Genomic DNA, 24309 nt, shown 5'->3' with positions numbered 1-24309 from the left:
CGCCGACGCTCCTGGCACTGACTTCATCATTCCGACATGACCTCCCGATAGCCGTCGGAACGACGATTTCAGCGCCTCAGAGACGGTTTGCACAGTCGGCCTGCCGCGCGGCGCGTGCCGCACGGCGAACTGCCTCTCATGCCTGACCCAGACGGCCGATATGATAGCGGATCTCGCTGAGGACGCGCGCGATCACCTCGGCGGGCGGACCTTCGCATTCCACGATCAGCGCATGCTCGTCGGGCGTCGGGACTTCCAGGGTCGCAAGCTGGCTGGGGAGCAGGCTGGGCGGCATGTAATGGCCCTGGCGGCGGGCCAGCCGGGTTTCCAGCACCGTCTTCGGCACATCCAGGTAGATGAACGTCACCCGGCGCGACTCACCCCGCAGAATATCGCGATAGGAGCGTTTCAGCGCCGAGCAAGTGAGGATACCGCCGCCGCCATCGGCCAGGCGCTCCGCGATCCAGGCGTGGCAGAGCCCCAGCCAGGGCAGCCGGTCCTCGTCGGTCAGCGGGATACCGGCGGCCATCTTGTCGACATTGGCCTTGGGGTGCAGGAGATCGCCCTCCTGAAAGGGCCAGCCCAGCAGGTTGTGCAGGCCTTCGGCCACCGAGGTCTTGCCGCTGCCCGAGACGCCCATCAGCACGATGACATGAGGGGGAATGCCCTCCGCCACCGGCAGCGGCGGGTGCCGCTCCTGCTCCGGGGCGCTCATGCCGCCACCAGGCGGGTCAGGCCGTCGCGGCCGGCCACGATGACTTCGGAGGTGCGGCTGACGAACAGGCCGCTTTCGATGACGCCGACGATGTGGCCGATCGACGCCTCCAGCGCCCTGGGGTGGGCGATGGGGCCGAAGGTGCAGTCCAGGATCAGGTTGCCGCCGTCAGTGACGAACAGTTCGCCATCGCGCTTGATGCGCAGGGCCACCCGCGCGCCGAGTTCGCCCAACTGACGGGCCGTGCTTTCCCAGCCGAAGGGCGTGACCTCGACGGGGACCGGCGAGCGGCTGCCCAGGTGATCGACCAGCTTGCCCTCATCGACGATGACGACGAAGCGCCGGGCCGCCGCCGCCACGATCTTCTCGCGCAGCAGGGCGCCGCCCAGGCCCTTGATCAAGTCCAGCGAGCCGCGCTCGACCTCGTCCGCACCGTCGATCGCGAGATCGAGCTGGGGGTGGCTGCCGAAATCGACCAGAGTGATGCCCAGGGCGCGGGCCTGTTCCGCCGAGCGTTCGGAGGTGGGGATGCCGACGAAGCGCAGGCCCTCCGCCCAGCGCCGGCCCAGCGCGTCGATCATCAGCGCCGCCGTGCTGCCGGTGCCCAGGCCCACCGCCATGCCGTCCTGCACCATCGCGGCGGCTTCCTCGGCCGCCCTGCGTTTCAGTTCGACCATCGGGTCGGAATTCTGGCCGCTCATCCTGTTCCCTTTCCGGGACCTGCCGGGGTGTGCCGACGGCCCTCTTCCTCTTTACCCGACCATCCCCGTTAACGTGGGGGTGCCGGGATCGTCATACGCCAGCAGCCGCCTTGTCGACCAGCCAGGTAAGACCACCCTCGGTGGTGATGTGGCTGGCGGGTTCCACCGGGTCGCCTGCGCGGACGCGGGCGAAGACATCGCGCTTGGCCGCGCCGGCCAGCATGAACACCACATGGCGGCTGGAATGAATCGCTGGGTAGGTCAGCGTCAGGCGGGTATGGGGCGCGTCGTCGGGCACGCAGGTGGAGACCCACAGCCTGCGCTCCTGCAACACCGGCTGGCGGGGAAACAGCGACGCGGTGTGGCCGTTATCGCCCAGCCCCAGTAGCACGACATCGAACAGCGGCCGGCCGGGCTGCAACTCCGTAGCGCCATAGAGCGCCTGCAATTCCCCCTGGTAACGCGCGGCGGCCTGGACCGGGTCGCCGTCGGTGGGCATGGGGTGCACCTGCGCCGGGGGGATGGCGACATGCGACAGCAGGGCCGCCTGCGTCATGGCGTAATTGCTGGCCGGGTCGGACGGCGGCACGAACCGCTCATCGCCGAAGAACAGGTGGGTGCGCGCCCATGGGAAACGGGTGGCGTACTCGGCCGAGCCCAGGATCTCGTAAAGCCGCTTGGGCGTGGAGCCGCCGGACAGCGCGACCACGAACGGGCCGTCGGTCTTGGCCAGCGCCAGTTCGGTCAGCCATTCGGCCATATGGCGGGCGATCGCCTCGCCATCGGCCAGCACGACCAGCCGGCCGCTCGTTACGTCATGGCCCATCAGGCACTCTCCCCCAGAATATAACGCTCGACCCCCACCGCGAATCCTTCCTCCTCGGAGGAGGTGCTGACATGGGTGGCCTGCGCCTTGACCTCGTCCGACGCCTGCCCCATGGCGATGGACAGGCCGCTGGGGCGGAACATCAGCACGTCGTTGGGCTGGTCGCCCAATGTGGCCATCTGCGCCGCCGGGATACCCAGCAGCCACTCCAGCGCCGCCACCACGCCGCCCTTGTTGGCATCGTGGTGCGTGACATCGACATAATAAGGCTGCGACCGCGCGGCGGAAGCCGCGTCGCCCAGCGCCTGTTGTAGATCGTGCTCGACCCGCTTCATCAGGTCCAGATCGTCGGAGACGCCGGTGATCTTGACCACCTGGTCCAGCGTGGCCCCCACATCGGCCGCGACCTTGGGCGGGAATTTCACCGTCCATTGCTCGCGCGCCACATGCGGGGCGTCGGCGTTGGAGACGATCCAGTCATTGCCGTTATAGACCCAGGGATCGACCTTGTGGTCGCGCAGGATCTCCAGCGTGCGGCGCGCCACTTCGGGCGTGAGGGTGTGGGATTCGATCACCGTGTAATCCGGCCGGACGATCATGCCGCCGTTGAAGCCGGCGATCGGCTGGTCGATATGCAGCGGGTCGATGACCATCTTCATGCCCAGCGGCGGGCGGCCGCTGGTGATGGTGAACAGGATGCCGCGTTCGCGCAGGCGCTCCACGGCGCGGATCGCGCGGGGGGTCAGGATCTTCTCCCGCGTGACCAGGGTTCCGTCGACATCGGCCAGCACCAGCCGGATCTGATCCGTGCCCATTCGTTTATCCTCCGTCCTTGAGATCGGGCTCTGCCCGAACCCGGAAGGGGACGGTCGTCCCCTTCACCCCTGATCGTTCGACTGGTTTCCAAAGGCGGCTGCCTTTGGTGGGGTGCGGGGCAAAGCCCCGCGTTTCACGCCCGCGGCAGAACATAGTCCTGCATCGCCTTTGCCCAGCCGTCGGCCGTGTTGGCGGCGGTGACGAAATGGGCGTGGGTTTTCACGGCATCCGGCGCATTGCCCATGGCGATGGCGACGCCGGCTTCGTCGAGCATCGGCACGTCGTTGTTCATGTCGCCGATGCACGCCACCTCGCCGATATCGACCCCCATCAGCCGGGCCAGTTCCATCGCGGCAAAGCCCTTGTTGGCCTGGGGGTGGGTGATATCGAGATAATAGTCCGACGACCGGTGGACGCTGGCGTGGCCGGCCAGCAGGGTGGCCAGACGGGCTTCGGTCTGGGCCAGGCGGGGGAAATCGGTCGAGGCGCCCATGATCTTGCCGACATCATGATAATGGCCGGTGAAATCGGGCACCACCACCGGATCGGTCTGCACCGTCTCGCGCTCGCGCGCCACATAGGGGCCGTGGGGATCGGTGATCAGCCAGTCACGGCCGATGAACAGCCACGCGCTGACATCATCCTCATGCAGCGTGCCGACCGCTTCGCGCGTCGTCTCGGGCGCCAGCGACAGGCGGGAGAGGATGGTGCCGTCGGGCCGCGCCACCAGACCGCCATTCAGCCCCGCATAGGGGGTGTCGATGCCCAGCGGGCCGAGGAACATTTCCATGCCGCGCGGGGCGCGGCTGCTGACGAGGCACAGCGTGATGCCGGCCGCGCGCAGGGCCTTTGCCGCGTCCAGCACGCCGTGGGTCAGCCGCTTTTCGGGCGTGACCAAGGTGCCGTCGATGTCGGAGACGACCATCCGCACGCGCCCCGAGGGGCCGGAGCGGGTTTGCGCTGGCGGCACGCTCATGCGCCCAGCGCCAGCCAGTGGCGGCCGTCGCGGGCCAAGAGGGCGTCGGCTTCGACCGGGCCGGACGAGCCGGCGGCATAGGCGCAGAGAGGGTCGGCGCCGGGACGGGCGCTCCAGTCGAGCGCCGGCTGGACGACCTGCCATCCGGCCTCGATATTGTCGGCGCGCTGGAAGAGGGTGGCGTCGCCGATCAGGCAGTCATAGATCAGCGTCTCATAGCCGGTGCTGGGGCCGTCGCTGAACCATTCGGAATAGTCGAACTTCATCCGCACCCCGCCCAGGCGCACCGTCGGGCCGGGGACCTTGGCGCCGAACTGCAAGGTCACGCCTTCGGTGGGCTGGATGTGCATGGTCATGATGTTGGGCGTGAGGCGCTCGACCGGCGTGTCGCGGAACAGCGCGTAGGGCGCGTGGCGGAAATGGATTGCGATTTCGGTCCGGCGTTCGGCGAGGCGCTTGCCGGTGCGCAGGTAGAACGGCACCCCCGCCCAGCGCCAGTTATCGACCGCCAGTTTCATCGCGACATAGGTTTCGGTCTGGGAATCGCGCGCCACGTCGGGCTCGTCGCGATAGGCGGGGACGTCCTCGCCATGCAGCAGGCCGGCGACGTACTGGCCGCGCACCACGTCGTCGGACCCCACGCAATGGGCGGCCTTCAGCACCTTGGATTTCTCGTCGCGCACCGCGTCGGCATCGAAGGAGACCGGGGCCTCCATCGCCGTCATGGCCAGAAGCTGCATCAGGTGGTTGGGCACCATGTCGCGCAGGGCGCCCGTGCTCTCGTAGAAGCGGCCGCGCCGTTCCACGCCCACGGTCTCGGCCGCCGTGATCTGGACGTGGTCGATATTCTGCCGGTTCCACAAAGGCTCGAAGAAACCGTTGGAAAAGCGCAGGGCCAGGATGTTCTGGACCGTTTCCTTGCCCAGGTAATGGTCGATCCGATAAATCTGCCGTTCGCGCAGCACGCCCAGCAGGCGGCGGTTGAGTTCCTTCGCCGAGGCCAGGTCGTGGCCGAAGGGTTTTTCGACGATCACGCGGCGGAAAGTGCTGTTGGCTTCGGTGACCAGGCCGGACTCGCCGAGACGGTCGCTGATGGAGCCGAAGAAGCGGGCGGCGACCGCGAGGTAGAACACCGCATTGCCCGAGCCGATCCGTTCGGCCAGGGTGGCATAGGTCGAGGCTTCCTCGAACGAGCCGCGCAGGTAGGTGATCCGCTGGCTGAGCCAGGTCCACATATCCTCGCGCAGGGCCGTGGCGGCCGTGCCGCGCCTGGCCACGAATTCCTGCAATGCCTCGTTGAACTGCGCGCGCAGCACGTCGTCGGACAGGTCGGCCCAGTCGACCGCGATGATCGAGAAATCGTCGTCCAGCAGGCCGGCGCAGGCCAGATTATAGATGGCGGGCACCAGCAGCCGCTTCGTCAGGTCGCCGCCGCCGCCGAAAATGACGAAGACGCACGATGGCGCACGCCGTGGCGGATGGCTGCTCCCTTCGACCTCGGAGGACGCGGACGCGATGATTCCATCCATGTCGGACGTTTCCCTGTACTGTTTCCATCTGGCGTCGTGACGGGCAAAGGATTCTTCTTTTGTCTTACAAAAAGAAGAAAAAAGACTTTTAATCGTTCAGGAACCTCGTGTGTCCCCAGCACAAAACTCCTGACCGGATCAAAGTTTTTTGGTTCTTTTTTTCAAAAAAGAACGAAGACTGCCCGCGACACGATCACGCTTTCGATACTTGCCTGTGGAACGGATTCCACAGGCAGGACCTTACCGTTCCTGACGCAATACTCTTACTTTTTCTCGACATGCCCGCCGAAGCCGAAGCGCATGGCGGAGAGGATCTTCTCGGCATAATTGTTGCCGGTGCGCGAGCGGAAGCGCGTGAACAGCGAGGCGGTGATGACCGGGGCCGGCACCGATTCCTCGATCGCGGCTTCGAGCGTCCAGCGGCCTTCGCCGGAATCCGCGACCTCGCCGGTGAATTCGGAGAGCGACGCGTTCTTGGCCAGGGCTTCCGCCGTCAGGTCCAGCAGCCACGAGGACACCACGCTGCCACGGCGCCAGACTTCGGCGATGTCGGCCATGTTCAGGTCGAAACGCTGGTCTTCGGGCAGGGCCGGCGAGTTCTTCGTCTTCATGATGTCGAAGCCTTCGGCGAAGGCCTGCATCATGCCGTACTCGATGCCGTTATGGACCATTTTCACGAAATGGCCGGAACCGGCGGGGCCGCAATGCAGGTAGCCCTTCTCGGCACGGGGATCGAGGTCCGGCTTGTCGCGGTCGGGCGTGGGGGGCACGTCGCCCTTGCCCGGCGCCAGGGCTTCGAGGATCGGGTCGATATGGTCGGCCGAATCCTTGGTGCCGCCGTACATCATGCAGTAGCCGCGCTCCAGGCCCCACACGCCGCCGGACGTGCCGACGTCGATATAATGGATGCCTTTTTCCGAAAGCTGGGCGGCGCGGCGGATATCGTCCTTGTAATAGGTGTTGCCGCCGTCGATCAGGATGTCGTCGCGGCCGAGCAGGCCGGACAGTTCCTGCACCGCGGCCTCGGTGATCTCGCCGGCGGGGAGCATCACCCATACGATCTTGCGCGCGGCCGTCAGCTTGCTCACCAGGTCGGGGACGCTGTCGGCGGCGACGCCGCGGCCGCCCTCGGTCCGGTCACGGACCTTGCCGACCGTGGCGGGGTCGCGGTCGAACAGGACCACGTCGTGCCCGTGGCGGGAAAGGCGGACGGCGATGTTGCCGCCCATGCGGCCCAGACCGATGATGCCGATTTGCATAATGTCATGTCTCCATCACGCGGCAGCGTGCCGCGCATAAGCCAGCCCCCGGCGGATTGGCGTGATGCCGGGGGGTGCCCCGCCCCGTGCGGGCGGGGCCGTCCAGATCAGAGGGCGGCGTCGATCGCCTGGCCCAGGGCGCGCAGGCCCGAGGCCAGATCGCCCGAGATATGCACCCGCAGCGCGCGCCGGCCGCGTTCGGCCAGCACGTCGAAATCGCCGCGCGCCTGTGCCGCCTTGACGATGCCGAAGGTGTATTTCTCGCCCGGTACCGGCAGGTCGGCCACGTCATCGGCCGTGATCTGCAGGAACACGCCGCTGTTGGGCCCGCCTTTGTAGGCCTGCCCGGTGGAATGCAGGAAGCGCGGCCCGAATTCGGCCGCCGTGGCCACCTTCAGCGCGTCACGGATGGTCAGGCGGGTGGCCTGGATCCATTCGATCGTCGCGGCGTCGCGCTGCACATAGGCCAGCAGGCCGACATAATCGCCCGCGCCGACCCGGCCGAAATGGGCCTTGAGGATCTCGGCCGTGGACGTGCCCTTGAGCGCCTGCGCGTTGGTGGCGTCGGCGAAGAAGGCGAAGGCGCCGTCGGTCGCGAACGGGGTTTCCGGCGGTAGCTTGCCCGTCTCGTTATAGGCGGTCGTCAGCTTCTTGGTTTCGATCTTGGAGGCTTCGACATCCGGCTGGTCGAACGGGTCGATGCCGAGGATCGAGCCGGCGACGGCGGTGGCGAATTCCCAATGGAAGAATTCCTGCGCGATCTGGCGCGGATGGTGCAGCGTGATCGTGACCACCGGTTCGCCGGCCGCGATCAGGGCCTTGATCGCCTCGTCCTGCCCGGCGTCGGGCTTCGAGGCCAGACGCAGATAGGCGAAGACGCGGTCCTTGCCGTACAGCGCGGGGGCGCCCAGCGTTTCCTGATCGATGGGGACGAGGCCCTTGCCGATCTTGCCGGTCGATTCCGCGATGAGCTGTTCCAGCCACGCGCCCAGGTCGTGGATGCCGGGCGAGGCGACGATCGTCACCTTGTCGCGGCCGAACTGCGTGGCGGCCACGCCCAGCACGGTGCCCAACTGCACGCCCGGATTGAGCGCGGGCGGGACCGAGGCGGCGGAGGCGCGGACGCCATAGAGCGCGCTGTCGAGGAAGGGCTTCAGCGCCACGCCGGAAGCAGCCGCCGGGACGATGCCGAAATTGGACAGCACCGAATAGCGGCCGCCGATTTCCTTCTCGCCGTAGAAGATCTTCCAGAAACCGTCCTTCTTCGCGACGTCTTCCATGTGCGAGCCGGGGTCGGTCACCGCCACGAAATGGCTGCCCACCTTGTCGCCCAGCACCTTCTTCGCGGCCTCGAAGAAATAGGCCTTGAGAATGTTGGGCTCCAGCGTGCCGCCCGACTTGGACGAGACGATGAACAGGGTCTTCGCGAGATCGATCTTATTTTCGAATGCGCGGATCTGCTGCGAGTCGGTGCTGTCCAGCACGTAGAGGTGCGGGAAGCCTTCATGCTTGCCGAAGGTCTCGGCCAGCACTTCCGGCCCGAGGCTCGATCCGCCCATGCCCAGCAGCAGGATGTCCTGGAAACCCTTTGCCTTCACCTCGGCCTGGAAGGCGTCCAGCGCGGTGAGGTCGGCCAGGCGGTCATCGACGATGCCGAGCCATTTCAGCCATTTGGCCTCGTCCTTGCCGGTCCACACCGTGGCGTCGCGCGCCCAGAGACGGCGGACGGTGCCGTCCTTGCGCCAGTCTTCGAGGCTGGCCTTCACTGCCGCGTCGATCTCGGCGGGGAGGTCCAGCTTCGTCTCGGTCAGATGCTCGCCCAGCAGCGCGTTCTGCTTGCGCGCGACCGAGCCCAGCAGGTCGTCGAACGCATCGGCGAACGAGGCGACGCCTTCATCGACCAGCGTGACGGTGACGCCGGCCAGGTCCAGGCCCAGGCGCTCGGCTTCGGCCATGACATGGCGCGCGCCCTCGACATCCTCGGTCAGCGAGGCGCGGACCTTGCCGTGGTCGCGGAAGGCGTCGAACGTCGCGGGCGGGATGGTGTTGACCGCGTCGGGGCCGATCAGTTCCTCGACATACAGCACGTCGCTGTAGGCCTTGTCCTTGGTGCCGGTGCTGGCCCACAGCAGGCGCTGCGTCTGCGCGCCCAGTGCCGCCAGCTTCTGCCAGCGCTCGGACTTCGTGACCTCCTGCCAATGGACATAGGCCATCTTGGCATTGGCGATGGCGACCTTGCCGCGCAGGGCCTTCAGGGCCTCGGCGTCCTTGTCGCCGGCGGCGATGCGCTGGTCGATCTTCTTGTCGATCTTGCCGTCGATGCGGCTGACGAAGAAGGACGCGACGCTGGCGATGCCCGAAACCGGCAGCCCCTTGGCGTGGCGATCTTCCAGCCCCGCGATATAGGCTTCCAGCACGGCCTTGTAGGCGTCGAGCGAGAAGAGCAGCGTGACGTTGATGTTCAGCCCGTCGGCGATGACGGTGCGCACGGCGGGCGCGCCCTCGTCGGTGCCGGGGATCTTGATCATCAGGTTACGGGCATCGACCGCCTTCCACAGGCGGCGGGCCTCGTCGACGGTGCCGTGGGTGTCGCGGGCCAGGTAGGGCGAGACTTCGAGGCTGACATAGCCATCCAGGCCCTTGGTGGCCTCGTAGACCGGATGCAGGACCTTCGCCGCCGCCTTGATGTCGTCGATGGCCATGGTCTCGTAGAGCGAGCCGGCATCGACGATGTGGTGGGACAGGATGTCCTTGTATTGCGGGTCGTAATCCGTGCCCTGGCCCATCGCCTTCTGGAAGATGGCGGGGTTGGAGGTGACGCCCTTCAGGCCGTCCTCGTCCACCAGCTTCTTGAGGCTGCCATTATCGGTGTACGACCGCTGGATGAAGTCCAGCCAGGGGGACTGGCCGAATGATTCGAGCGCCTTGAGCGGATTGGCGCTGCCCTGCACACCCGCCTTCTGTACGACGTTCATGGTGTTGCTCCTTCAGATTTCATGGCGGGGAGGGCCGGTATGTGGCCGGCTCTCCCCGTCTCTTTCCGGTCAATCCGGTCCGGGCCGCTCCCTCGCCGGGGGCGGCCACGGGTGATCATTTGGCCAGCAGCGCGCGGGCCTGAGCCAGCACGGCGTCGACCGTGAAGCCGAACTTCTTCAGCAACGCGCCGGCCGGGGCGGAGGCGCCGAAGCCGTGCATCGCAATGATCGCGCCCTGGAGGCCGACATAACGGTCCCAGCCGATGGGCGAGGCCATTTCGACCGCCACGCGGGCGGTGACGGACGGCGGCAGCACGCTGTCGCGGTAGTCCTGCGGCTGGGCCTCGAACAGGTCCCATGACGGCATGGAGACCACGCGGGCCTTCACGCCCTCGGCCTTCAGCGTCTCGTAGGCCGAAACCACCAGGCCGACTTCGCTGCCGGTCGCCATCAGGATGACGTCGGGCGTGCCGTCGCTGTCGGCCAGCACGTAGGCGCCCTTGGCCAGGCCGGAGGCCGGGGCGTAGACGGTGCGGTCCAGCGTCGGCAGGTTCTGGCGGCTGAGGATCAGCACCGACGGGCGGTCGGTCAGCGGGATCAGCGTGCGCCACGCCTCGGCGACCTCGTTGGCGTCGGCGGGGCGGATGGTGGTGACGCCCGGCGTCGCGCGGAGCTGCACGAGCTGCTCGATCGGCTGGTGGGTCGGGCCGTCTTCGCCCACGCCGATCGAATCATGGGTGAAGATATAGACCACCGGCTGGTGCATCAGCGCCGAAAGGCGGATCGGCGGCTTCATGTAATCCGAGAAGATCAGGAAGCCCGAGCAGTAGGCGCGGATGCCCGACAGCGAGATGCCGTTGCAGATCGAGCCCATGGCGTGTTCGCGCACACCGAAATGCAGGTTGCGCCCGCCATAGGTGCCATTCCATTCCGGCGGCTGGAACGCGCCCGCGCCCTGGAAGGTCAGGTTGGTCTTGGTGGAGGGCGACAGGTCGGCCGAGCCGCCGATCAGCCATGGCAGGTTGGGCGCGATGGCGTTGAGCACCTCGCCCGAGCTTGCGCGCGAGGCCACGCCCTTGGGGTTGGCGTCGTAGGTCGGGATGTCCTTGTCCCAGCCGGCGGGCAGGCTGCCGGTCAGGATGGCGTCCAGTTCCTTCGCCAGGTCGGGATATTCCTTGGCGTAGGCGGTGTACAGCGCCTTCCATTGTGCGCTGGCCTCGGCGCCACGCGCGCCCAGGCCCTTGCGGAAGATATCCTGCACGCCGTCCGGGACGTAGAAGGGCGTGTCGTCGGTCCAGCCATAGGCCTTCTTGGCGCCCAGGATTTCCTCGTCGCCCAGGGGCTCGCCATGGGCGGCGGCGGTACCGGCCTTCTTGGGGGCGCCGAAGCCGATGACGGAATGGACGATGATCAGGGTCGGGCGGGTGGTCTCGGCCTTCGCCTCGGCCAGGGCCGTCAGAAAAGCCTGCTGGTCGTTGGCGTTGCGGACCTCCAGCACATGCCAGCCATAGGCCTCGAAGCGCTTGCCGACATTCTCGGTGAAGGCGAGGTTGGTCGAGCCTTCGATCGAGATCTGGTTGCTGTCGTAGATCCAGGTCAGGTTGCCCAGCTTGAGATGGCCGGCGGTGGAGGCGGCCTCGCTGGCCACGCCTTCCATCATGTCGCCGTCACCACAGAAGGTGTAGGTGTGATAGTCGAACAGGTCGAAGCCCGGCTTGTTGAAGCGGGCGGCCAGCCATTTCTCGGCGATCGCCATGCCGACCGAATTGCCGCAGCCCTGGCCCAGCGGGCCGGTCGTGGTCTCGACGCCTGCCGTGTGGTGGTATTCCGGATGGCCGGGGGTGCGGGAATCGAGCTGGCGGAACTGCTTGAGGTCTTCCAGCGTCAGCGCCGGGGCGTCCAGCACCTTGCCGTTCTTTACGTCGCGGACGCCGGCCAGATAGATGAGCGAGTAGATGAGCATCGACGCATGGCCGATCGACAGCACGAAACGGTCGCGATTCGGCCAGAGCGGGTCGGCGGGGTCGTAGCGCAACACGTTCTGCCACAGCGCAAACGCGGGCGCGGCCATCGCCATCGGCGTGCCCGGGTGCCCGGAATTAGCCTTCTGGACGGCATCCATCGACAGGGTGCGAATGGTGTCGATGCACAGCAGGTCCTCGGCGGACGGCCCAGCCGCCCCACCCTCGAACGCCCGGACGGGCTGGGTGATCATAGAACGCATTAAACCATCTTCTCCGTATGAGGGTGACCGTGTCTCGCTCATCTGACCGGGCCTGGCGCCCGACAACCGCCCATGCGACAGCGCGCATGGCAACGGGCAAGATTCATCACGCGTGGGCGGAGGAAGGCCCGCCCACTGGGATCCTGTTCTTCATATTTTTGTCATCCGGTTATGGTCCTGATGGTCGGGCTGGATGAAGAACCGGGAGCGACCTTCTCACGGTCCCCCTCCCTCGGCAAGTCGCCACGCCGCACGGGGGCGGTCGTCGCCATTAGAACGCCTCGTAGCCGCAGGTTTCCAGTCCCGGATATTCACGAATCCTCGACCGGATTTTCCAAACGCGCCTTTTCCATGCGGTGTCGGACGCGCCATAAGAAGAATGCACAAGGAGATCCCCGCCCATGCCGTCATCTCCCCTCCCGGTGTCGGATCATTGCGACGGGCGCCGATTCTTCAACCCGTCCTCGATCCTGCCCACATCCCCTCAGCGCCGACATGTGGGGCTGGGGGAGATCCTGCGCTGGCAGTGGCGGCGGCGGCGGCTGCCGGCGTGGCCGACCCCGACGGTGCCGCCGCCGGCAGGCGACCCGCAGGCCCTGCCCACCCCCGGCACCGTCCATGTCACCTTCATCGGGCACAGCACCTTCCTGCTGCGCCTGCCGCGTGCCGACGGCACGGCGCTGACGGTGCTGACCGATCCGGTCTTCTCCGACCGCTGCTCGCCGGTGAGCTGGGCCGGGCCGCGCCGGGTGCTGCCGCCGGGGCGCAGCCTCGATGCCCTGCCCAGGGTGGACGTGGTGCTGGTCTCGCACTGCCATTACGACCATCTGGACCTGCCCAGCCTGGCCGCGCTGGGTCGGCGGGATGCGCCCCTGTTCATCACCGCGCCGGGCAATGCCCGGCATATCCGCAAGGCGGGCGGGCGCGCGATCGTGGAATGCGACTGGTGGCAGCACCATGATGTGGGCGGGCTGCGCGTGACCGCCACCCCGGCGCGGCATGGGTCGGCCCGCACGCCCTTCGATGCCAACCGCGCGCTGTGGTGCGGATTCGATATCCGCCCGGCCGGCGACGGACCTTCGCCCTCGGTCTTCTTTGCCGGGGACAGCGGGCATGGGCGCCACTGGGCGCAGATCGGCGCGCGGCTGGGGGCGCCGGATATCGCGCTGCTGCCGGTGGGGGCCTATGACCCGCGCTTTCTGATGGAGCCGGTGCATGTGACCCCGGAGGAGGCGGTTTCGGCCATGATCGACCTGGATGCGGGGCTGGCGGTCGGGATGCATTACGGTACCTTCCGCCTGACCGACGAGCCCTATGACGAGCCGCTGCGCCGGCTGGCCGCCGCCCGCGCCGCCGCCGGCGTGGCGGCGGAGCGTTTCGTCGGGCTGGGCCATGGCGAGTGCCGTGTCATGACCCCCTGGCGGCCGGAGCGGCACGAGCCTGCGCGGCAGGACCTCGCGCGGCAGGACGCCAGCGGCTAGAACCGCATCCAGATGACCGACAGCGAGGCCGCGATGACCAGCACCGATCCCGATACCCCGACCCACCCGGTGGATGAAGACGCCGCGTCCTTCACCCCCGAGCAGATCAGCCGCCTGTTCCTGGATGCCGCGCGCGATGGCCAGACCGACCTGGTGACCAGCTTCCTGACCGCCGGGATGGACCCCGACACGCGCAACGAGCGCGGGCATTCGGCGCTGATCCTGGCGGCCTATAACAGCCATGCCGACACCGTGGCCGCCCTGCTGGCCGGCGGCGCCAGCGTGGACCTGCGCGACGACAAGGGGGCGACCGCCCTGGCCGGCGTGGCCTTCAAGGGCAACCTGGCGGTGGCGCGGCAACTGATCGCGGCCGGGGCGGCGCTGGACGCGCCGAACCATGCGGGCCGCACGCCACTGATCTTCGCCGTGATGTTCAACCGGGGCGCCATGGCCGCCTTCCTGCTGGAAAGCGGAGCGGACCCCGACCTGCGCGACGGCGAGGGCAACAGCGCGCGCATGCTGGCCGCACAGTTGGGCCTGGCCGACATCACCGCCCTGATGCCGGCCGCCTGAGCGCACATGCGCGCCGGCGGTGATCCGCCGCGCGCTTCCTGTGCTTCGGTGCGCTCGGCCACCAGGGCCGCTCCCGCTCGCCAGCCCAGATTTGCTATCAGGCTTTGATCCCTCTCCCGGACGGGCGTTTCCGTCCGGCGCGGGTTGGATTAGAACAAACATGGCCCAGCACCTTGCCGGGCCATTCCTTATCTTGCGTCAGCGGAACCCGTCATGAGCCGTTTCTGGAGCCCGATCGTCCACAGCCTGACGCCCTACGTCCCCGGCGAGCAGCCGAAGCTGGCGAACCTGATCAAGCTCAATACCAACGAATCCCCCTACGGCCCCTCACCCGCCGCGCTGGCCGCGATTCGCGCCGCCGCCGACGATACGCTGCGCCTGTACCCCGATCCGGGGTCGGACCGGCTGCGCGCGGCCATCGCCCAGGCGCATGAGGTGGAGATGGAGCAGGTCTTCATCGGCAACGGCTCGGACGAGGTGCTGGCCCATACGTTCCAGGCCCTGCTGCAACATGACGCGCCGCTGCTGACGCCCGACATCACCTACAGCTTCTACCCCGTCTATTGCGGCCTGTACGGCATCGCGCACGAGCCGGTGCCGCTGGACGAGGCGATGCGCGTGGATGTGGAAGCCTATCGCCGGCCCTGTGGTGGCATCGTGCTGCCGAACCCCAATGCGCCGACGGGCATTGCGCTGGGGCTGGACGAGATTGCAACCCTGCTGCGCGCGCACCCCGAGCGCGTGGTGGTGATCGACGAGGCGTATGTCGATTTCGGTGCCGATACCGCGATCGGGCTGGTGCGCCAGCACCCGAACCTGCTGGTGGTGCGTACCCTGTCCAAATCCCACGGGCTGGCGGGGCTGCGCGTGGGCTATGCGATCGGCCAGCCGGACCTGATCGAGGCGCTGAACCGTGTGAAGGACAGCTTCAATTCCTATCCGCTGGACCGTCTGGCCCAGGCGGGCGCGGAAGCGGCGATCGCCGATCGGGAATGGCTTGCGCGAACTACGGGAAAGATCATAGATACGCGAAGCGGGCTGGTCTCCAGCCTGAACAGTCTGGGGTTCGAGGTCCTGCCCTCGCAGGCGAATTTCGTGTTCGCCCGCCACCCTGATCGTGACGCCGCCGCTCTGGCCGCCGCCCTGCGCGAGCGGTCGATCATCGTGCGCCACTTCAGGACGCCCCGGATCGCGGAATGGCTGCGCATTACGGTGGGCACCGACGAGGACTGTCGGAGCCTGGCCGATGCGTTGAAAGCCATCCTGAACCGAAACGCGGACTGACCGCCGATCCGTCACCGGATATGGGCCGCATGGCCCCCCGGTGGGGGCGCCGTGCGGCCAGGGACTTGTTGTACCCGCTTGTAGCCGTTCGTGCGTCTGGCGCGTTTCTTCATCTCTATCCGGGCCTGCCCGGCCCTTTTTTCATTTTTGACATGGACACCACCATCATGCGCGCATTTCACGGCCAGATGTCCGACAACCAGCCGATCCGCCGCACGCACGCGGAAAAGCAGAAGCAGTTGCGCGACCTGCGCGAGACGCTCGCGACCATGAAGTCGCACACCGCCCCCACGCTGCGCGAGAGCGTGCAGAAGCGCATCCGCCAGCTCGAAGCCGAACTGGCCGCCGCCCCGGTGCTGAAAGAATCCGGCACCGGCCCGCGCAACCCGCGCCCCGAAGGCCGCGGCCCCCGCACAGCCGGCGGCCCGCCCCGCCGCCCGCGTTCGATCTGAGTTGAAATAACGGGGCCGACACCCGTGCCGGCCTCCCCCAAAGAACCTCCCTCCCAGAGAATGGGAAAAGGATGCCCGGCACCGTGGGCTGGCGAGTGGGAGCGGCCCGCCAGGGCCGCGCCCGGCGTGTGTTTCCGAGCATCGCAGCGGAGCGGCCTTATGGGCCGTGAGCACCGAAGCGCAGGAAACGCGCGTCGGACCGCCGCCAGCGCGCGGTGACGGGCAGGATTTGGGAGGGTGTTGCAAAAGCTCCGATGGTGCGTGGAAGCATGGCGTCAGCCATGCGTCTGGCGGTGGTTTTTGAGCATCGGAGCGGAGCGGCCTTGTGGGCCGTGAGCACCGAAGCGCAGGAAACCGCCGTCAAGCCGCCGCCAGCGGGGCTTTTGCAACACCCTCCTAGGTGACGCGGGGGAGGCTTCTGGCCCGGTTCCTGAGCACCTGCTCCTCGTAATCCATTTCCTGCATCAGGGAGGCTTCGGTCTCGTCGTTGATGTATTGCGCGTCGCGCAGGTTGCGCAGTTCGATCCGCGAGGTGCGCAGGTTGTTCAGCCGCAGGGCCAGTTCCAGGCGCATGCGGCGGATCGAGGTGATCTGCGCCGCGCTGGCCTCGCCATTGGTGTTGCGGCGGAGCTGGTTCAGCCGGTTTTCATATTCCTGCATCAGCCGGGCGATGATCTCGATCCGCATTTCGGCGGTTTCGTCGCGGCCCTTGCCGCGTGTGGCCAGGCCCTGCTGTTCCTCACGCATGGCACGCAGCATGGTGCGCACCAGCACCAGCCGCGCCCAACTGACCTCGCGCGCCTGGGGATCGACCATGCCGTCCATAAGGCCCTTCGTCAGCCATGGCAGCGAGAAGCTGGCCGTGAGCAGCGAGACCAGGATGACCCCCACCGACACGGTGACCAGCACGTCGCGCGCGGGAAAACCCGCCACGCCCTCGGCCGCCTGCGGCAGCGACAACACCGCCGCCAGCGTGACGGCGCCGCGCACCCCCGCGACGGTGGTGACCAGCAGGCCGCGCCAGCCGGGCCAGTGGAACACGCCGTGATCGTGCCGCGACCGCCATGCCGCGATGCCCAGGATCAGCGCCAGCCCGGCCACGCGCAGGATGCACATCGCCACATGGATGGCGACGATCAGCAGCAGCAGCATCCATGGCGAACGGTCGGCCGCACGCACCAGCGCCATGCCGTTGGTGGCCAGCGCCGGCAGTTGCAGCCCTAGCAGCAGGAAGATGACGGAATTGAAGATGAACCCGACCATGTCCCACATCGTACGGGCCTGGAGGCGGGTGGTGATCTGGGTTTCCTGCAGCACGCCCGTCAGCTTGATGGTCATGCCGCCCGCCACCGCCGCCAGGATGCCCGAGCAGCCCACCGCCTCGGCCGACATGTAGGCAGCGAAGGGTAGCAGCAGCATGAAGGTGATCTGGGTCGGCGGGTCGTCATAGCCGCGGGCGAGCAGAATCTTGTCGAGCCGCGCCGCCGCCAGGCAGACCGCAATGCCGATCGCGATGCCGCCCAGCGACAGCAGGCTGAACGTGGTCAGCGCGCCGCGCAGCGAGAAGGCACCGGTCATGGCGGCGACGGTGGCGAAGCGGAAGCAGACGAGGCCCGAGGCGTCGTTCAGCAGGGATTCGCCTTCGAGCATATGGACGATGGTGCGCGGCACCGAGGTGCCCAGCATGCCGCCTACCGCCACCGCGTCGGTCGGCGACAGAACTGCGGCCAGCGCAAAGCAGACCGGCAGCGGCATGGGGGGCAACATGAAGTGAATGGCGTACCCGCACAGGATGGTCGTCGCCAGCACCATCGGCCCCGCCAGGGCGAAGATGATGCCGCGCAACTGGCCGAATTCGCGCATCGGCATGTGAAACGCGTCGCGGAACAGCAGCGGCGGGATGAACAGCAGCATGAACATGTCCGGGTCCAGCGTGACATGCAGCCCGGCGATCGACCCCAGGACGCCCAGCGCGATCTGCAATAACGGCAAGGGGATAGCCACCGGCAACAGGCGGACGGCCAGGCTGCTGAAGGCCGCGACGAACAGCAGGATCAGGCAGAGGATAACGTCATGCATGGGCGGTCTTGGACTCGTTCCCCCCTTTCGGCGCGCGAGGCAGGCACCACCCCCGGTCCGAAGAGGGCGCACCATACACAGCCCCCCCCAGGCTGGCCACCTGAGCCGCCATGACAGGATGGTGACAGAAAGGCACCACCGATGACCGACAAGGCGTCTCCCGCGCCGGGGGAACGGGCGATACAAGCGCCCACGGTACGACGTCGGCCGCCCCCTTCGCGTGCGGACGAGGCCCTTCAGACCCAAGCCTTTCAGACAACGAGGACAGGCGACCATGTCATCCACCAATTCCGCCCTTCAGGCGCGGCGCGAGGCGGCAGTGCCGCGCGGCGTCGGCTCGGCCACCACCATCCACGCCGCCCGCGCGGAAAATGCCGAATTGTGGGATGTCGAGGGCCGGCGCTATGTCGATTTCGCCGGCGGCATCGCGGTGCTGAATGTCGGCCACCGTCACCCGAAGGTGATGGCGGCGGTGCAGCGGCAGCTCGACCTGTTCACCCATACCGCGTTCCAGGTCGCGCCCTACGAATCCTATATCGCGCTGGCCGAACGGCTGAATGCGCTGGCGCCCTTCCCCGGCCCGGCCAAGACCATCCTGTTCACGACCGGTGCCGAAGCCACCGAGAACGCGGTGAAGATCGCCCGCGCCGCCACCGGCCGCAGCGGCGTGGTTGCCTTTACCGGGGGGTTCCACGGCCGCACGCTGCTGGCCTCGGCCCTGACGGGCAAGGTGCAGCCCTACAAGGCGCCTTTCGGCACCATGCCCGGCGGCGTATATCACCTACCCTTCCCGGCCGGTGACGTTTCGGTTGCCGAGAGCCTGCGCGCGCTGAACCTGCTGTTCGCGGCGGATATCGACCCCGCGCAGGTCGCCGCCATCATCATCGAGCCCGTACAGGGCGAAGGCGGCTTCCGCCCCGCCCCCACCGAATTGCTACAGGCCCTGCGCGCCATCTGCGACACGCACGGGATCAAGCTGATCGCCGACGAGGTGCAGACCGGTTTCGCCCGCACCGGCAGGCTGTTCGGCATCGAGCTTTCCGGCGTGGCGCCCGACCTGGTGTGCGTGGCCAAGTCGCTGGGCGGCGGCATGCCGCTCTCCGGCGTGATCGGCCGCGCGGACCTGATGGACGCCGTGGGCCCCGGCGGGCTGGGCGGCACCTATGCCGGCGCGCCGCTGGCCTGCGCCGCCGGGCTGGCGGTGCTGGACGTGATCGCCGAGGAAGGGCTGGTGGAACGCGCCAACGTGATCGGCGACCGCATCCGCGACCGGCTGGACGCGCTGCGCGGCAAGCCGGGGCTGGTGCCGTTCAGCGCCCCGCGCGGCCCCGGTGCCATGGTCGGCTTCGATATTCTGGAAGCTGACGGCAGGACACCGCGCAAGGGTGGGGCCGGCATCATCTGCGCCCGCGCCGCCGAACGCGGGCTGATCCTGCTGTCCTGCGGCGTGCTGGGCGAGACGGTGCGCATTCTCGTGCCCCTGACCGCGCCGGACAGCATAATCGACGAGGGGCTGGCGATTATCGAACAGGCCCTGGCGGGCTGAAAACCCTGCCGGGGGAACCCGGTGATCGGGCCATGAACGGGTACGGCAGGCCGCGCGCCTGCCGTTTTTTCTGAAGACTAACTACGGGACGGACAAGCGAGTTCACGCTCCGGCTGCGTCGTCCCACCGGGCGCAGAAAGCCTCCATGTCTTCCGACTGGAAGCTGTCCAGGCGGTCCATGATCACGGCGGCTGGCCAGTTCCACCAGGCGATCCGGTCCAGCCTCGCCGCGATGTCGCGACTGAAGCGCTCGCGGATCGGGCGGGCCGGCACGCCGCCGACGATCGTGTAGGACGGGACGTCGCGGGTGACCACCGCGCCGGCCGCCAGAACCGCGCCATCGCCGATCGTGACGCCCGGCAGCACCACCACGCCATGGCCGATCCAGACATCATTGCCGACATGCACGCGGCTTTCGCGACGCTGGCGGAAGAATTCCTGGTCGCGTTCGGCCTCGGGCCAGTAATATTCCGGGCAATAGGTGAAGCGATGCATCGACGGGCGGCCGATCGGATGGTTGGGCGCACCGATCCGCACATCTGCCGCGATGGCGCAGAATTTTCCGATTTCGGCATCCGCGACCGTGCTGCGCTCACCCAGATAGGAGAAATCGCCGATTGTGCAATATTCGAGAATCGCACCTTCCAGGATCTCGCAATACTGACCGATGACCGCCTGCCTGAGCCGGACCGTGGGATGGACGACCGTTTCCGCGATCTTGGGCCGCACCGTGGAATCCTGTGTCATGCTCTCTTCTCCTCCCTGTATTCGCCAGCCTGCCGGCGACATCCACCGCGCGGGTGGATGCCTGCCGGTCGACCTGCCTGTTTTTAGAAACGGGCGTCCAGCCGCCCGAAATAATATCCGCCATTGATCGGAACCTGGACCGAATCCTGATCGTACTGGCTGCCTTCGGCGACCTTGAGTTCCTGCGGGACTTTTCGCGGCCGGATGTTGAAGATGTTGTTGGCGCCGATCGCCACATGCAGGTGCCGGTTGATCTGGTATCCGACCTGCAGGTCGGTCAGCCAGCGCGGCGTGTTGTTGAACTGCGCGAAGCAGGTGCTGGAATAGCGCAGGGCGCCGCCGCCCGCGCAGGTCGCCGAAGCCGGCGTCCAGTCCTGGTATTCCAGCATGTCGGTGGTCTGGCCGTAGCGGGTCTGCCGCAGATTGATATCCCATCGGCCGACATTCCAGCGGGCATCGAGGATGATCTTGCTGCGCGGGTAGGCGGTCGTCAGATAGCCGATCGCCTGTTCGTTCAACAGCGGATTGCCCAGGGATGACAGGCCGTTATGGTGCAGGCGGGTACGGTTCAGGTTCAGCGCCATGCTCAGGTTCAGATCGCCGTATTCGTGGAACCTGAATGTGTAATCGGCCTTGATGTCCAGGCCCTGCGTACGGGTGCTCGCACCGTTGGACAGGTAATAGGCGTTGAAATCCGACACCTTGGTGGCGGCGGCCGGGATGGCGAAACCGAAATTCTCGATCGCCTCCAGCGCGGTGATGCCGGACACCGTTCCGCCCTGCACGAAGCGGTCACGCAGGTTGATCTGGTAGACGTCGGCCTCGACATGGAAACCGTCGACCGGTTCGGTGACGATGCCGGCGCTGACATTGGTCGAACGCTCGGGCTTGAGCGGCGACGCGCCGAGGATCTTCGCGGCGGCGGAATTGACCGGCAGCAGGCCGCGCACGCTGTCGGTATAGACATTCATGCGGCTGAAATGTTCTTCCTGCAAGGTCGGTGCGCGGAAGCCGTTGCTGATCGTGCCACGGATTGCGATACGCCGGGAAAAATCGTAGCGGGCCGAGATCTTCCCGGTCTCGGTATCCTGGGTATCGGTATAATATTCGTAGCGCCCGGCGAGGTCGATCTGCAGGCGCTTCGTCGGATGCAGGTTGACGTCGACATACCCGGCCCAGACGTCACGCGACCATTTTCCCGCACTCTGCGGCGGGATGCCGGCATGCCCTTCCGCGCCGCCTGTCTGGTAGGAATCGGGGTTGCCGGATACGAGCTGATATTCGTCATACCGCTGTTCGGCGCCGAAGGAGAGCCCGATGGGGAAGGAGTGCCCGACCATGAACTGGCGGCGGAAGTCGAGATTGTTGGTCCACTCGGCGCTTTTTTCGGTGTAATCCCAGAATTTCTTGGGTGAATAGCCGCAGCCGTCGGTGGAATAGCGGGGAGACGCCGTATCGGTCGCGTTGCAGTTCGACGCGAACATACCCAGATTAACCGTGCTTTTTTCCGAAATCCGATCCGAATCCGCGCCCCAGGTCGAGGACAGGTCCCAGTCGAAGCCGAAGAGATGGCCGCCCTTGAGGCCCATGGTGGCGGAGTAGTCGTTCTCGTCGATCTGGGTGATGGGCTCCACGCCGTTGGGATACATGTTCACGGCGCCGGCCGGCCAGTCGAGATCGGGGTATTCGTAGCCTTCCAGGATCTCGGCGTGGCGGTGGGCATAGATGATCTGGCCGTAGAGCGAGATGTTGTCCGTCAGCGGCTTTTCGAAATCGATGCCGAGATTCTCGCGCGTTTCCTCGGGCATGTTGGTGTAGTTGTTGACCTTGCCGGTATTCGCCTTCGCGCCCGGCACCACGCCGGCGTAGTAGCCGGAGGTATCGGCGCCGGCCGGCCAGTAGCCCAGCATGCCGTGATCGGGCGAATAGGCGACCATATGGTCGGTATGGTACATCTGGCCGCTGAGATGGATGAAACCGTCTTTGCCCAGTTTCAGCCCGCCATCGGCGGCGAACTGGTACTGCCAGCCATCGCCGTTATAGGCATTGGCGCCCGTCTGGCTGCTCAATGTCAGCCCGTGATCCTGCTTCTTGGTGATGATGTTGACGACGCCGGCGATGGCGTCCGACCCGTACATCGCCGCAGCACCATCCTCAAGGATCTCGATATGGTCGATCATGTTCGCGGGGATCATGTTCAGATCGACCGAGGAGGCGGCGAATTCCGGCCCTGCCTTCTGCACGATGTTGGCCGTGCCGTGGCGCCGCTTGCCGTCGACCAGCACCAGGACCTCGTTGGGGCCGAGGCCGCGCATTTCGAGGAACGACGTCAGGGCGTTGGTATTATGCCCGCGCGGTGTGACCTCGATCGACGGATAGGTGCGCGTCAGCGCGTCCGACAGATTAAGGAACCCAGACTGCGTCAGGGTTTTTCCGGATAGAACCACCACCGGGCTGACGCTCTCGCGTGCCCGCACGTTGGATGCGCGCGTGCCGGTGACGATCACCTGCTCGTCCCTGGCCGGGGGCGGGGCGACATAGCGGTCGGCCGCGTTCGCAACCACGCCGCGCGTCGCCGGAACGGCGGCACGGCCGGATGCGACCGGACGGGGCGCCGCCACCGACGCCGCCACCGGGCGGGCGGCATGGTGCCGGCCGCGCGACTTCGCCACCGCCTTGCCCGGCGACGGTGCGGACGTGTCGGATGATGCCGTTGCGGGCGTGGCCGCGCGTGCCGCCCCGATCATCAATGGCAGAGGTGTACAAGCAGACGTCGCGACCAACATAAACACGGCCCTGCGCATCAGAACTCTCCGTACGAACGTAATAAATGAAAGGTTTCTGTTTAGTCCGACCGGAAAATACGTGGGCGCATGAAGTTGTGCATGAAGCTTTTGTTAATATGGATTCATTACTATATAAATTGCCTTTGTTGTCTATTGCGGACAACAAGAGCATGTTGTCTAATCTCTCTTCTTTCACATAAGTTTAATTATTTAATCCGACATTTGTTCTGTTTTATTGACCTCACACCCGATCCGTTTTTTTGCGTGCCATCTGGCATGCACCTGCTTTTCGTGAGGTCACGATGACCGCTGATTCATCCGCGCATTCCGCGCGCCGGGCGTGGCTCGGCATTCTCGCCCGTGCCGACGCCGGGCTTCTGCACCAGCATCTTTCGCAAACCGACCCGCTGCCGTCGTTCGTCCATCTCCGTCAGCCCGAAGTGGGGCTGACGATGGTGCGGGGGCGCGTCGGCGCGGAGGGCGAGGGCTTCAACCTGATCGAGGCGACGCTGACCCGCGCGAGCATCGTCGATGACGAGGGCCATACCGGCCACGCCTATGTGCTGGGCCGCGACGAAGCCCGCGCCGTCGCCATTGCACGGCTGGATGCGGCGCTTCAGTCCGACATCCGCCATGCGGCGCTGATGGCCTCGGTCGTCGATCCGCTGGCCGCGATCGAGGCGCAGCGGCGCGCGGCGATCGAAGCCCGCGCCGCCGGCACGGAAGTCCGCTTCTTTACCATGGCAACGGGGCGCTGATGTCTGTTCTTCTTCCGGGCCTTGCGGATTCGCACATGGCCCAGGCCACGTTCCGCGCCATTCTCGACGCTATTGCCCACCCAGGCCGACGCTACGGTCTGCCACGGCTGGCGCAGGCGCCGGGCAGCCTTTCCCCCGCTGCCGCCATCACGCTGCTGACGCTGGTGGACGCCACCACGCCGGTCGCGCTGCCCGAGGCCGACCGCGATACCGCGGCGTGGCTGACATTCCATACCGGTGCGCCCGCGGCGCCGGCCGAGGTGGCGGCATTCGTGCTGGCCGGGCCTGCCCATGGTTCCGCGCGGCCCGTGCTGGCGTCGCTGCGCCAGGGCACGTTCGATGCGCCGGAGGCAAGCGCCACCCTGCTGCTCGACATCGCATCCTTGACCGACGGTGCGCCGCTGACGCTGTCGGGGCCGGGCATTGCGCATACCCAGACCATCGCCCCCACCCTGGATGCCGCGTTCGTGGCGGAATGGCAGCAGCAGGGTGCGCTGTTTCCGCGCGGGGTCGATGTGTTTCTTCTGTGCGGTGCCGAGATCGTCGGCCTGCCGCGCAGCACCTGCATCACGGAGGCCTGAC

19 protein-coding genes are annotated in these 24309 nt (G+C 66.8%); 7 read left to right on the top strand and 12 right to left on the bottom strand.

Annotation, left to right across the window (positions count from 1 at the left end; translation table 11 throughout):
* Nucleotides 1-136: 136 nt before the first annotated feature.
* From C7453_RS02370 to tkt, 9 genes are all read right to left on the bottom strand, one after another.
* Nucleotides 137-715, bottom strand: coding sequence for a gluconokinase (locus tag C7453_RS02370; protein WP_114725628.1), 579 nt, complete (start codon nucleotides 713-715; stop codon nucleotides 137-139).
* Nucleotides 712-1416, bottom strand: a complete 705-nt coding sequence (gene rpiA, locus C7453_RS02365) for a ribose-5-phosphate isomerase RpiA (RefSeq protein WP_114725626.1) — start codon at nucleotides 1414-1416, stop codon at nucleotides 712-714. Before rpiA ends, C7453_RS02370 begins: the two co-directional genes overlap by 4 nt.
* Before the next feature lie 91 nt (nucleotides 1417-1507).
* A complete protein-coding gene (gene pgl, locus C7453_RS02360) occupies nucleotides 1508-2242 on the bottom strand; it encodes a 6-phosphogluconolactonase (RefSeq protein ID WP_174787934.1) in 735 nt (244 codons plus the stop codon).
* On the bottom strand, nucleotides 2242-3057 hold the full coding sequence (locus tag C7453_RS02355; RefSeq protein WP_114725624.1) for a Cof-type HAD-IIB family hydrolase: 816 nt from the start codon (nucleotides 3055-3057) through the stop codon (nucleotides 2242-2244). The genes pgl and C7453_RS02355 overlap by 1 nt, the downstream gene beginning before the upstream one ends.
* Before the next feature lie 134 nt (nucleotides 3058-3191).
* Nucleotides 3192-4034 (bottom strand): Cof-type HAD-IIB family hydrolase, encoded by an 843-nt coding sequence (locus tag C7453_RS02350; RefSeq protein WP_114725622.1) that lies wholly within the window; start codon nucleotides 4032-4034, stop codon nucleotides 3192-3194.
* Entirely contained in the window at nucleotides 4031-5563 is a 1533-nt protein-coding gene (zwf, locus tag C7453_RS02345; RefSeq protein WP_114725620.1) for a glucose-6-phosphate dehydrogenase, read from the bottom strand. Before zwf ends, C7453_RS02350 begins: the two co-directional genes overlap by 4 nt.
* Before the next feature lie 263 nt (nucleotides 5564-5826).
* Nucleotides 5827-6822 (bottom strand): phosphogluconate dehydrogenase (NAD(+)-dependent, decarboxylating), encoded by a 996-nt coding sequence (gene gnd, locus C7453_RS02340; protein ID WP_114725618.1) that lies wholly within the window; start codon nucleotides 6820-6822, stop codon nucleotides 5827-5829.
* Nucleotides 6823-6929: 107 nt separating this feature from the next.
* Nucleotides 6930-9797: a bifunctional transaldolase/phosoglucose isomerase gene (locus C7453_RS02335; protein WP_114725616.1), complete on the bottom strand. Its 2868-nt coding sequence runs from the start codon at nucleotides 9795-9797 to the stop codon at nucleotides 6930-6932.
* A gap of 115 nt (nucleotides 9798-9912) precedes the next feature.
* Nucleotides 9913-12021 (bottom strand): transketolase, encoded by a 2109-nt coding sequence (gene tkt, locus C7453_RS02330; RefSeq protein ID WP_114725614.1) that lies wholly within the window; start codon nucleotides 12019-12021, stop codon nucleotides 9913-9915.
* A gap of 401 nt (nucleotides 12022-12422) precedes the next feature.
* Between tkt and C7453_RS02325 the strand changes: the two genes are divergently transcribed.
* The 4 genes from C7453_RS02325 to C7453_RS02310 all read left to right on the top strand — a co-directional run bounded on the left by C7453_RS02325 (nucleotide 12423) and on the right by C7453_RS02310 (nucleotide 15811).
* Nucleotides 12423-13502, top strand: coding sequence for an MBL fold metallo-hydrolase (locus tag C7453_RS02325; RefSeq protein ID WP_114725612.1), 1080 nt, complete (start codon nucleotides 12423-12425; stop codon nucleotides 13500-13502).
* Nucleotides 13503-13535: 33 nt separating this feature from the next.
* Nucleotides 13536-14075, top strand: a complete 540-nt coding sequence (locus C7453_RS02320; RefSeq protein ID WP_114726082.1) for an ankyrin repeat domain-containing protein — start codon at nucleotides 13536-13538, stop codon at nucleotides 14073-14075.
* A gap of 213 nt (nucleotides 14076-14288) precedes the next feature.
* On the top strand, nucleotides 14289-15359 hold the full coding sequence (hisC, locus tag C7453_RS02315; RefSeq protein WP_114725610.1) for a histidinol-phosphate transaminase: 1071 nt from the start codon (nucleotides 14289-14291) through the stop codon (nucleotides 15357-15359).
* A 167-nt stretch (nucleotides 15360-15526) separates the two neighbouring features.
* Nucleotides 15527-15811: a hypothetical protein gene (locus C7453_RS02310; RefSeq protein ID WP_114726080.1), complete on the top strand. Its 285-nt coding sequence runs from the start codon at nucleotides 15527-15529 to the stop codon at nucleotides 15809-15811.
* A 396-nt stretch (nucleotides 15812-16207) separates the two neighbouring features.
* Here the strand turns inward: C7453_RS02310 and C7453_RS02305 are convergent, their stop codons facing one another.
* Complete coding sequence (locus C7453_RS02305; RefSeq protein WP_114725608.1) at nucleotides 16208-17890, bottom strand: Na+/H+ antiporter; 1683 nt, start codon at nucleotides 17888-17890, stop codon at nucleotides 16208-16210.
* A 274-nt stretch (nucleotides 17891-18164) separates the two neighbouring features.
* Between C7453_RS02305 and gabT the strand changes: the two genes are divergently transcribed.
* Nucleotides 18165-19436 (top strand): 4-aminobutyrate--2-oxoglutarate transaminase, encoded by a 1272-nt coding sequence (gene gabT / locus C7453_RS02300; RefSeq protein WP_114725606.1) that lies wholly within the window; start codon nucleotides 18165-18167, stop codon nucleotides 19434-19436.
* Between the two features lie 102 nt (nucleotides 19437-19538).
* Here gabT and C7453_RS02295 read toward each other — a convergent pair whose 3' ends face one another.
* Both C7453_RS02295 and C7453_RS02290 read right to left on the bottom strand, forming a co-directional pair.
* On the bottom strand, nucleotides 19539-20183 hold the full coding sequence (locus tag C7453_RS02295; RefSeq protein ID WP_114725604.1) for a DapH/DapD/GlmU-related protein: 645 nt from the start codon (nucleotides 20181-20183) through the stop codon (nucleotides 19539-19541).
* 83 nt (nucleotides 20184-20266) lie between these two features.
* Nucleotides 20267-22930, bottom strand: a complete 2664-nt coding sequence (locus C7453_RS02290; protein WP_114726078.1) for a TonB-dependent receptor plug domain-containing protein — start codon at nucleotides 22928-22930, stop codon at nucleotides 20267-20269.
* 341 nt (nucleotides 22931-23271) lie between these two features.
* Between C7453_RS02290 and phnG the strand changes: the two genes are divergently transcribed.
* Both phnG and phnH read left to right on the top strand, forming a co-directional pair.
* On the top strand, nucleotides 23272-23727 hold the full coding sequence (gene phnG, locus C7453_RS02285; RefSeq protein ID WP_114725602.1) for a phosphonate C-P lyase system protein PhnG: 456 nt from the start codon (nucleotides 23272-23274) through the stop codon (nucleotides 23725-23727).
* A 35-nt stretch (nucleotides 23728-23762) separates the two neighbouring features.
* The gene (gene phnH / locus C7453_RS02280; protein ID WP_245948711.1) at nucleotides 23763-24308 is read left to right on the top strand and encodes a phosphonate C-P lyase system protein PhnH; all 546 of its coding nucleotides are present in this window, start codon (nucleotides 23763-23765) and stop codon (nucleotides 24306-24308) included.
* Nucleotide 24309 lies beyond the last annotated feature (1 nt).

It is taken from the genome of Gluconacetobacter liquefaciens, assembly GCF_003350405.1.
Taxonomy (GTDB): Bacteria; Pseudomonadota; Alphaproteobacteria; order Acetobacterales; family Acetobacteraceae; genus Gluconacetobacter; species Gluconacetobacter liquefaciens.
This window is presented reverse-complemented; position numbering and strand designations above follow the sequence as displayed.

Excerpts from the sequence above, each read along its gene's own strand:
- C7453_RS02370 (WP_114725628.1), bottom strand. The coding sequence starts at position 715 with ATGAGCGCCCCGGAGCAGGAGCGGCACCCGCCGCTGCCGGTGGCGGAG.
- rpiA (WP_114725626.1), bottom strand. The coding sequence starts at position 1,416 with ATGAGCGGCCAGAATTCCGACCCGATGGTCGAACTGAAACGCAGGGCG.
- pgl (WP_174787934.1), bottom strand. The coding sequence starts at position 2,242 with ATGGGCCATGACGTAACGAGCGGCCGGCTGGTCGTGCTGGCCGATGGC.
- C7453_RS02355 (WP_114725624.1), bottom strand. The coding sequence starts at position 3,057 with ATGGGCACGGATCAGATCCGGCTGGTGCTGGCCGATGTCGACGGAACC.
- C7453_RS02350 (WP_114725622.1), bottom strand. The coding sequence starts at position 4,034 with ATGAGCGTGCCGCCAGCGCAAACCCGCTCCGGCCCCTCGGGGCGCGTG.
- zwf (WP_114725620.1), bottom strand. The coding sequence starts at position 5,563 with ATGGATGGAATCATCGCGTCCGCGTCCTCCGAGGTCGAAGGGAGCAGC.
- gnd (WP_114725618.1), bottom strand. The coding sequence starts at position 6,822 with ATGCAAATCGGCATCATCGGTCTGGGCCGCATGGGCGGCAACATCGCC.
- C7453_RS02335 (WP_114725616.1), bottom strand. The coding sequence starts at position 9,797 with ATGAACGTCGTACAGAAGGCGGGTGTGCAGGGCAGCGCCAATCCGCTC.
- tkt (WP_114725614.1), bottom strand. The coding sequence starts at position 12,021 with ATGCGTTCTATGATCACCCAGCCCGTCCGGGCGTTCGAGGGTGGGGCG.
- C7453_RS02325 (WP_114725612.1), top strand. The coding sequence starts at position 12,423 with ATGCCGTCATCTCCCCTCCCGGTGTCGGATCATTGCGACGGGCGCCGA.
- C7453_RS02320 (WP_114726082.1), top strand. The coding sequence starts at position 13,536 with ATGACCAGCACCGATCCCGATACCCCGACCCACCCGGTGGATGAAGAC.
- hisC (WP_114725610.1), top strand. The coding sequence starts at position 14,289 with ATGAGCCGTTTCTGGAGCCCGATCGTCCACAGCCTGACGCCCTACGTC.
- C7453_RS02310 (WP_114726080.1), top strand. The coding sequence starts at position 15,527 with ATGCGCGCATTTCACGGCCAGATGTCCGACAACCAGCCGATCCGCCGC.
- C7453_RS02305 (WP_114725608.1), bottom strand. The coding sequence starts at position 17,890 with ATGCATGACGTTATCCTCTGCCTGATCCTGCTGTTCGTCGCGGCCTTC.
- gabT (WP_114725606.1), top strand. The coding sequence starts at position 18,165 with ATGTCATCCACCAATTCCGCCCTTCAGGCGCGGCGCGAGGCGGCAGTG.
- C7453_RS02295 (WP_114725604.1), bottom strand. The coding sequence starts at position 20,183 with ATGACACAGGATTCCACGGTGCGGCCCAAGATCGCGGAAACGGTCGTC.
- C7453_RS02290 (WP_114726078.1), bottom strand. The coding sequence starts at position 22,930 with ATGATCGGGGCGGCACGCGCGGCCACGCCCGCAACGGCATCATCCGAC.
- phnG (WP_114725602.1), top strand. The coding sequence starts at position 23,272 with ATGACCGCTGATTCATCCGCGCATTCCGCGCGCCGGGCGTGGCTCGGC.
- phnH (WP_245948711.1), top strand. The coding sequence starts at position 23,763 with ATGGCCCAGGCCACGTTCCGCGCCATTCTCGACGCTATTGCCCACCCA.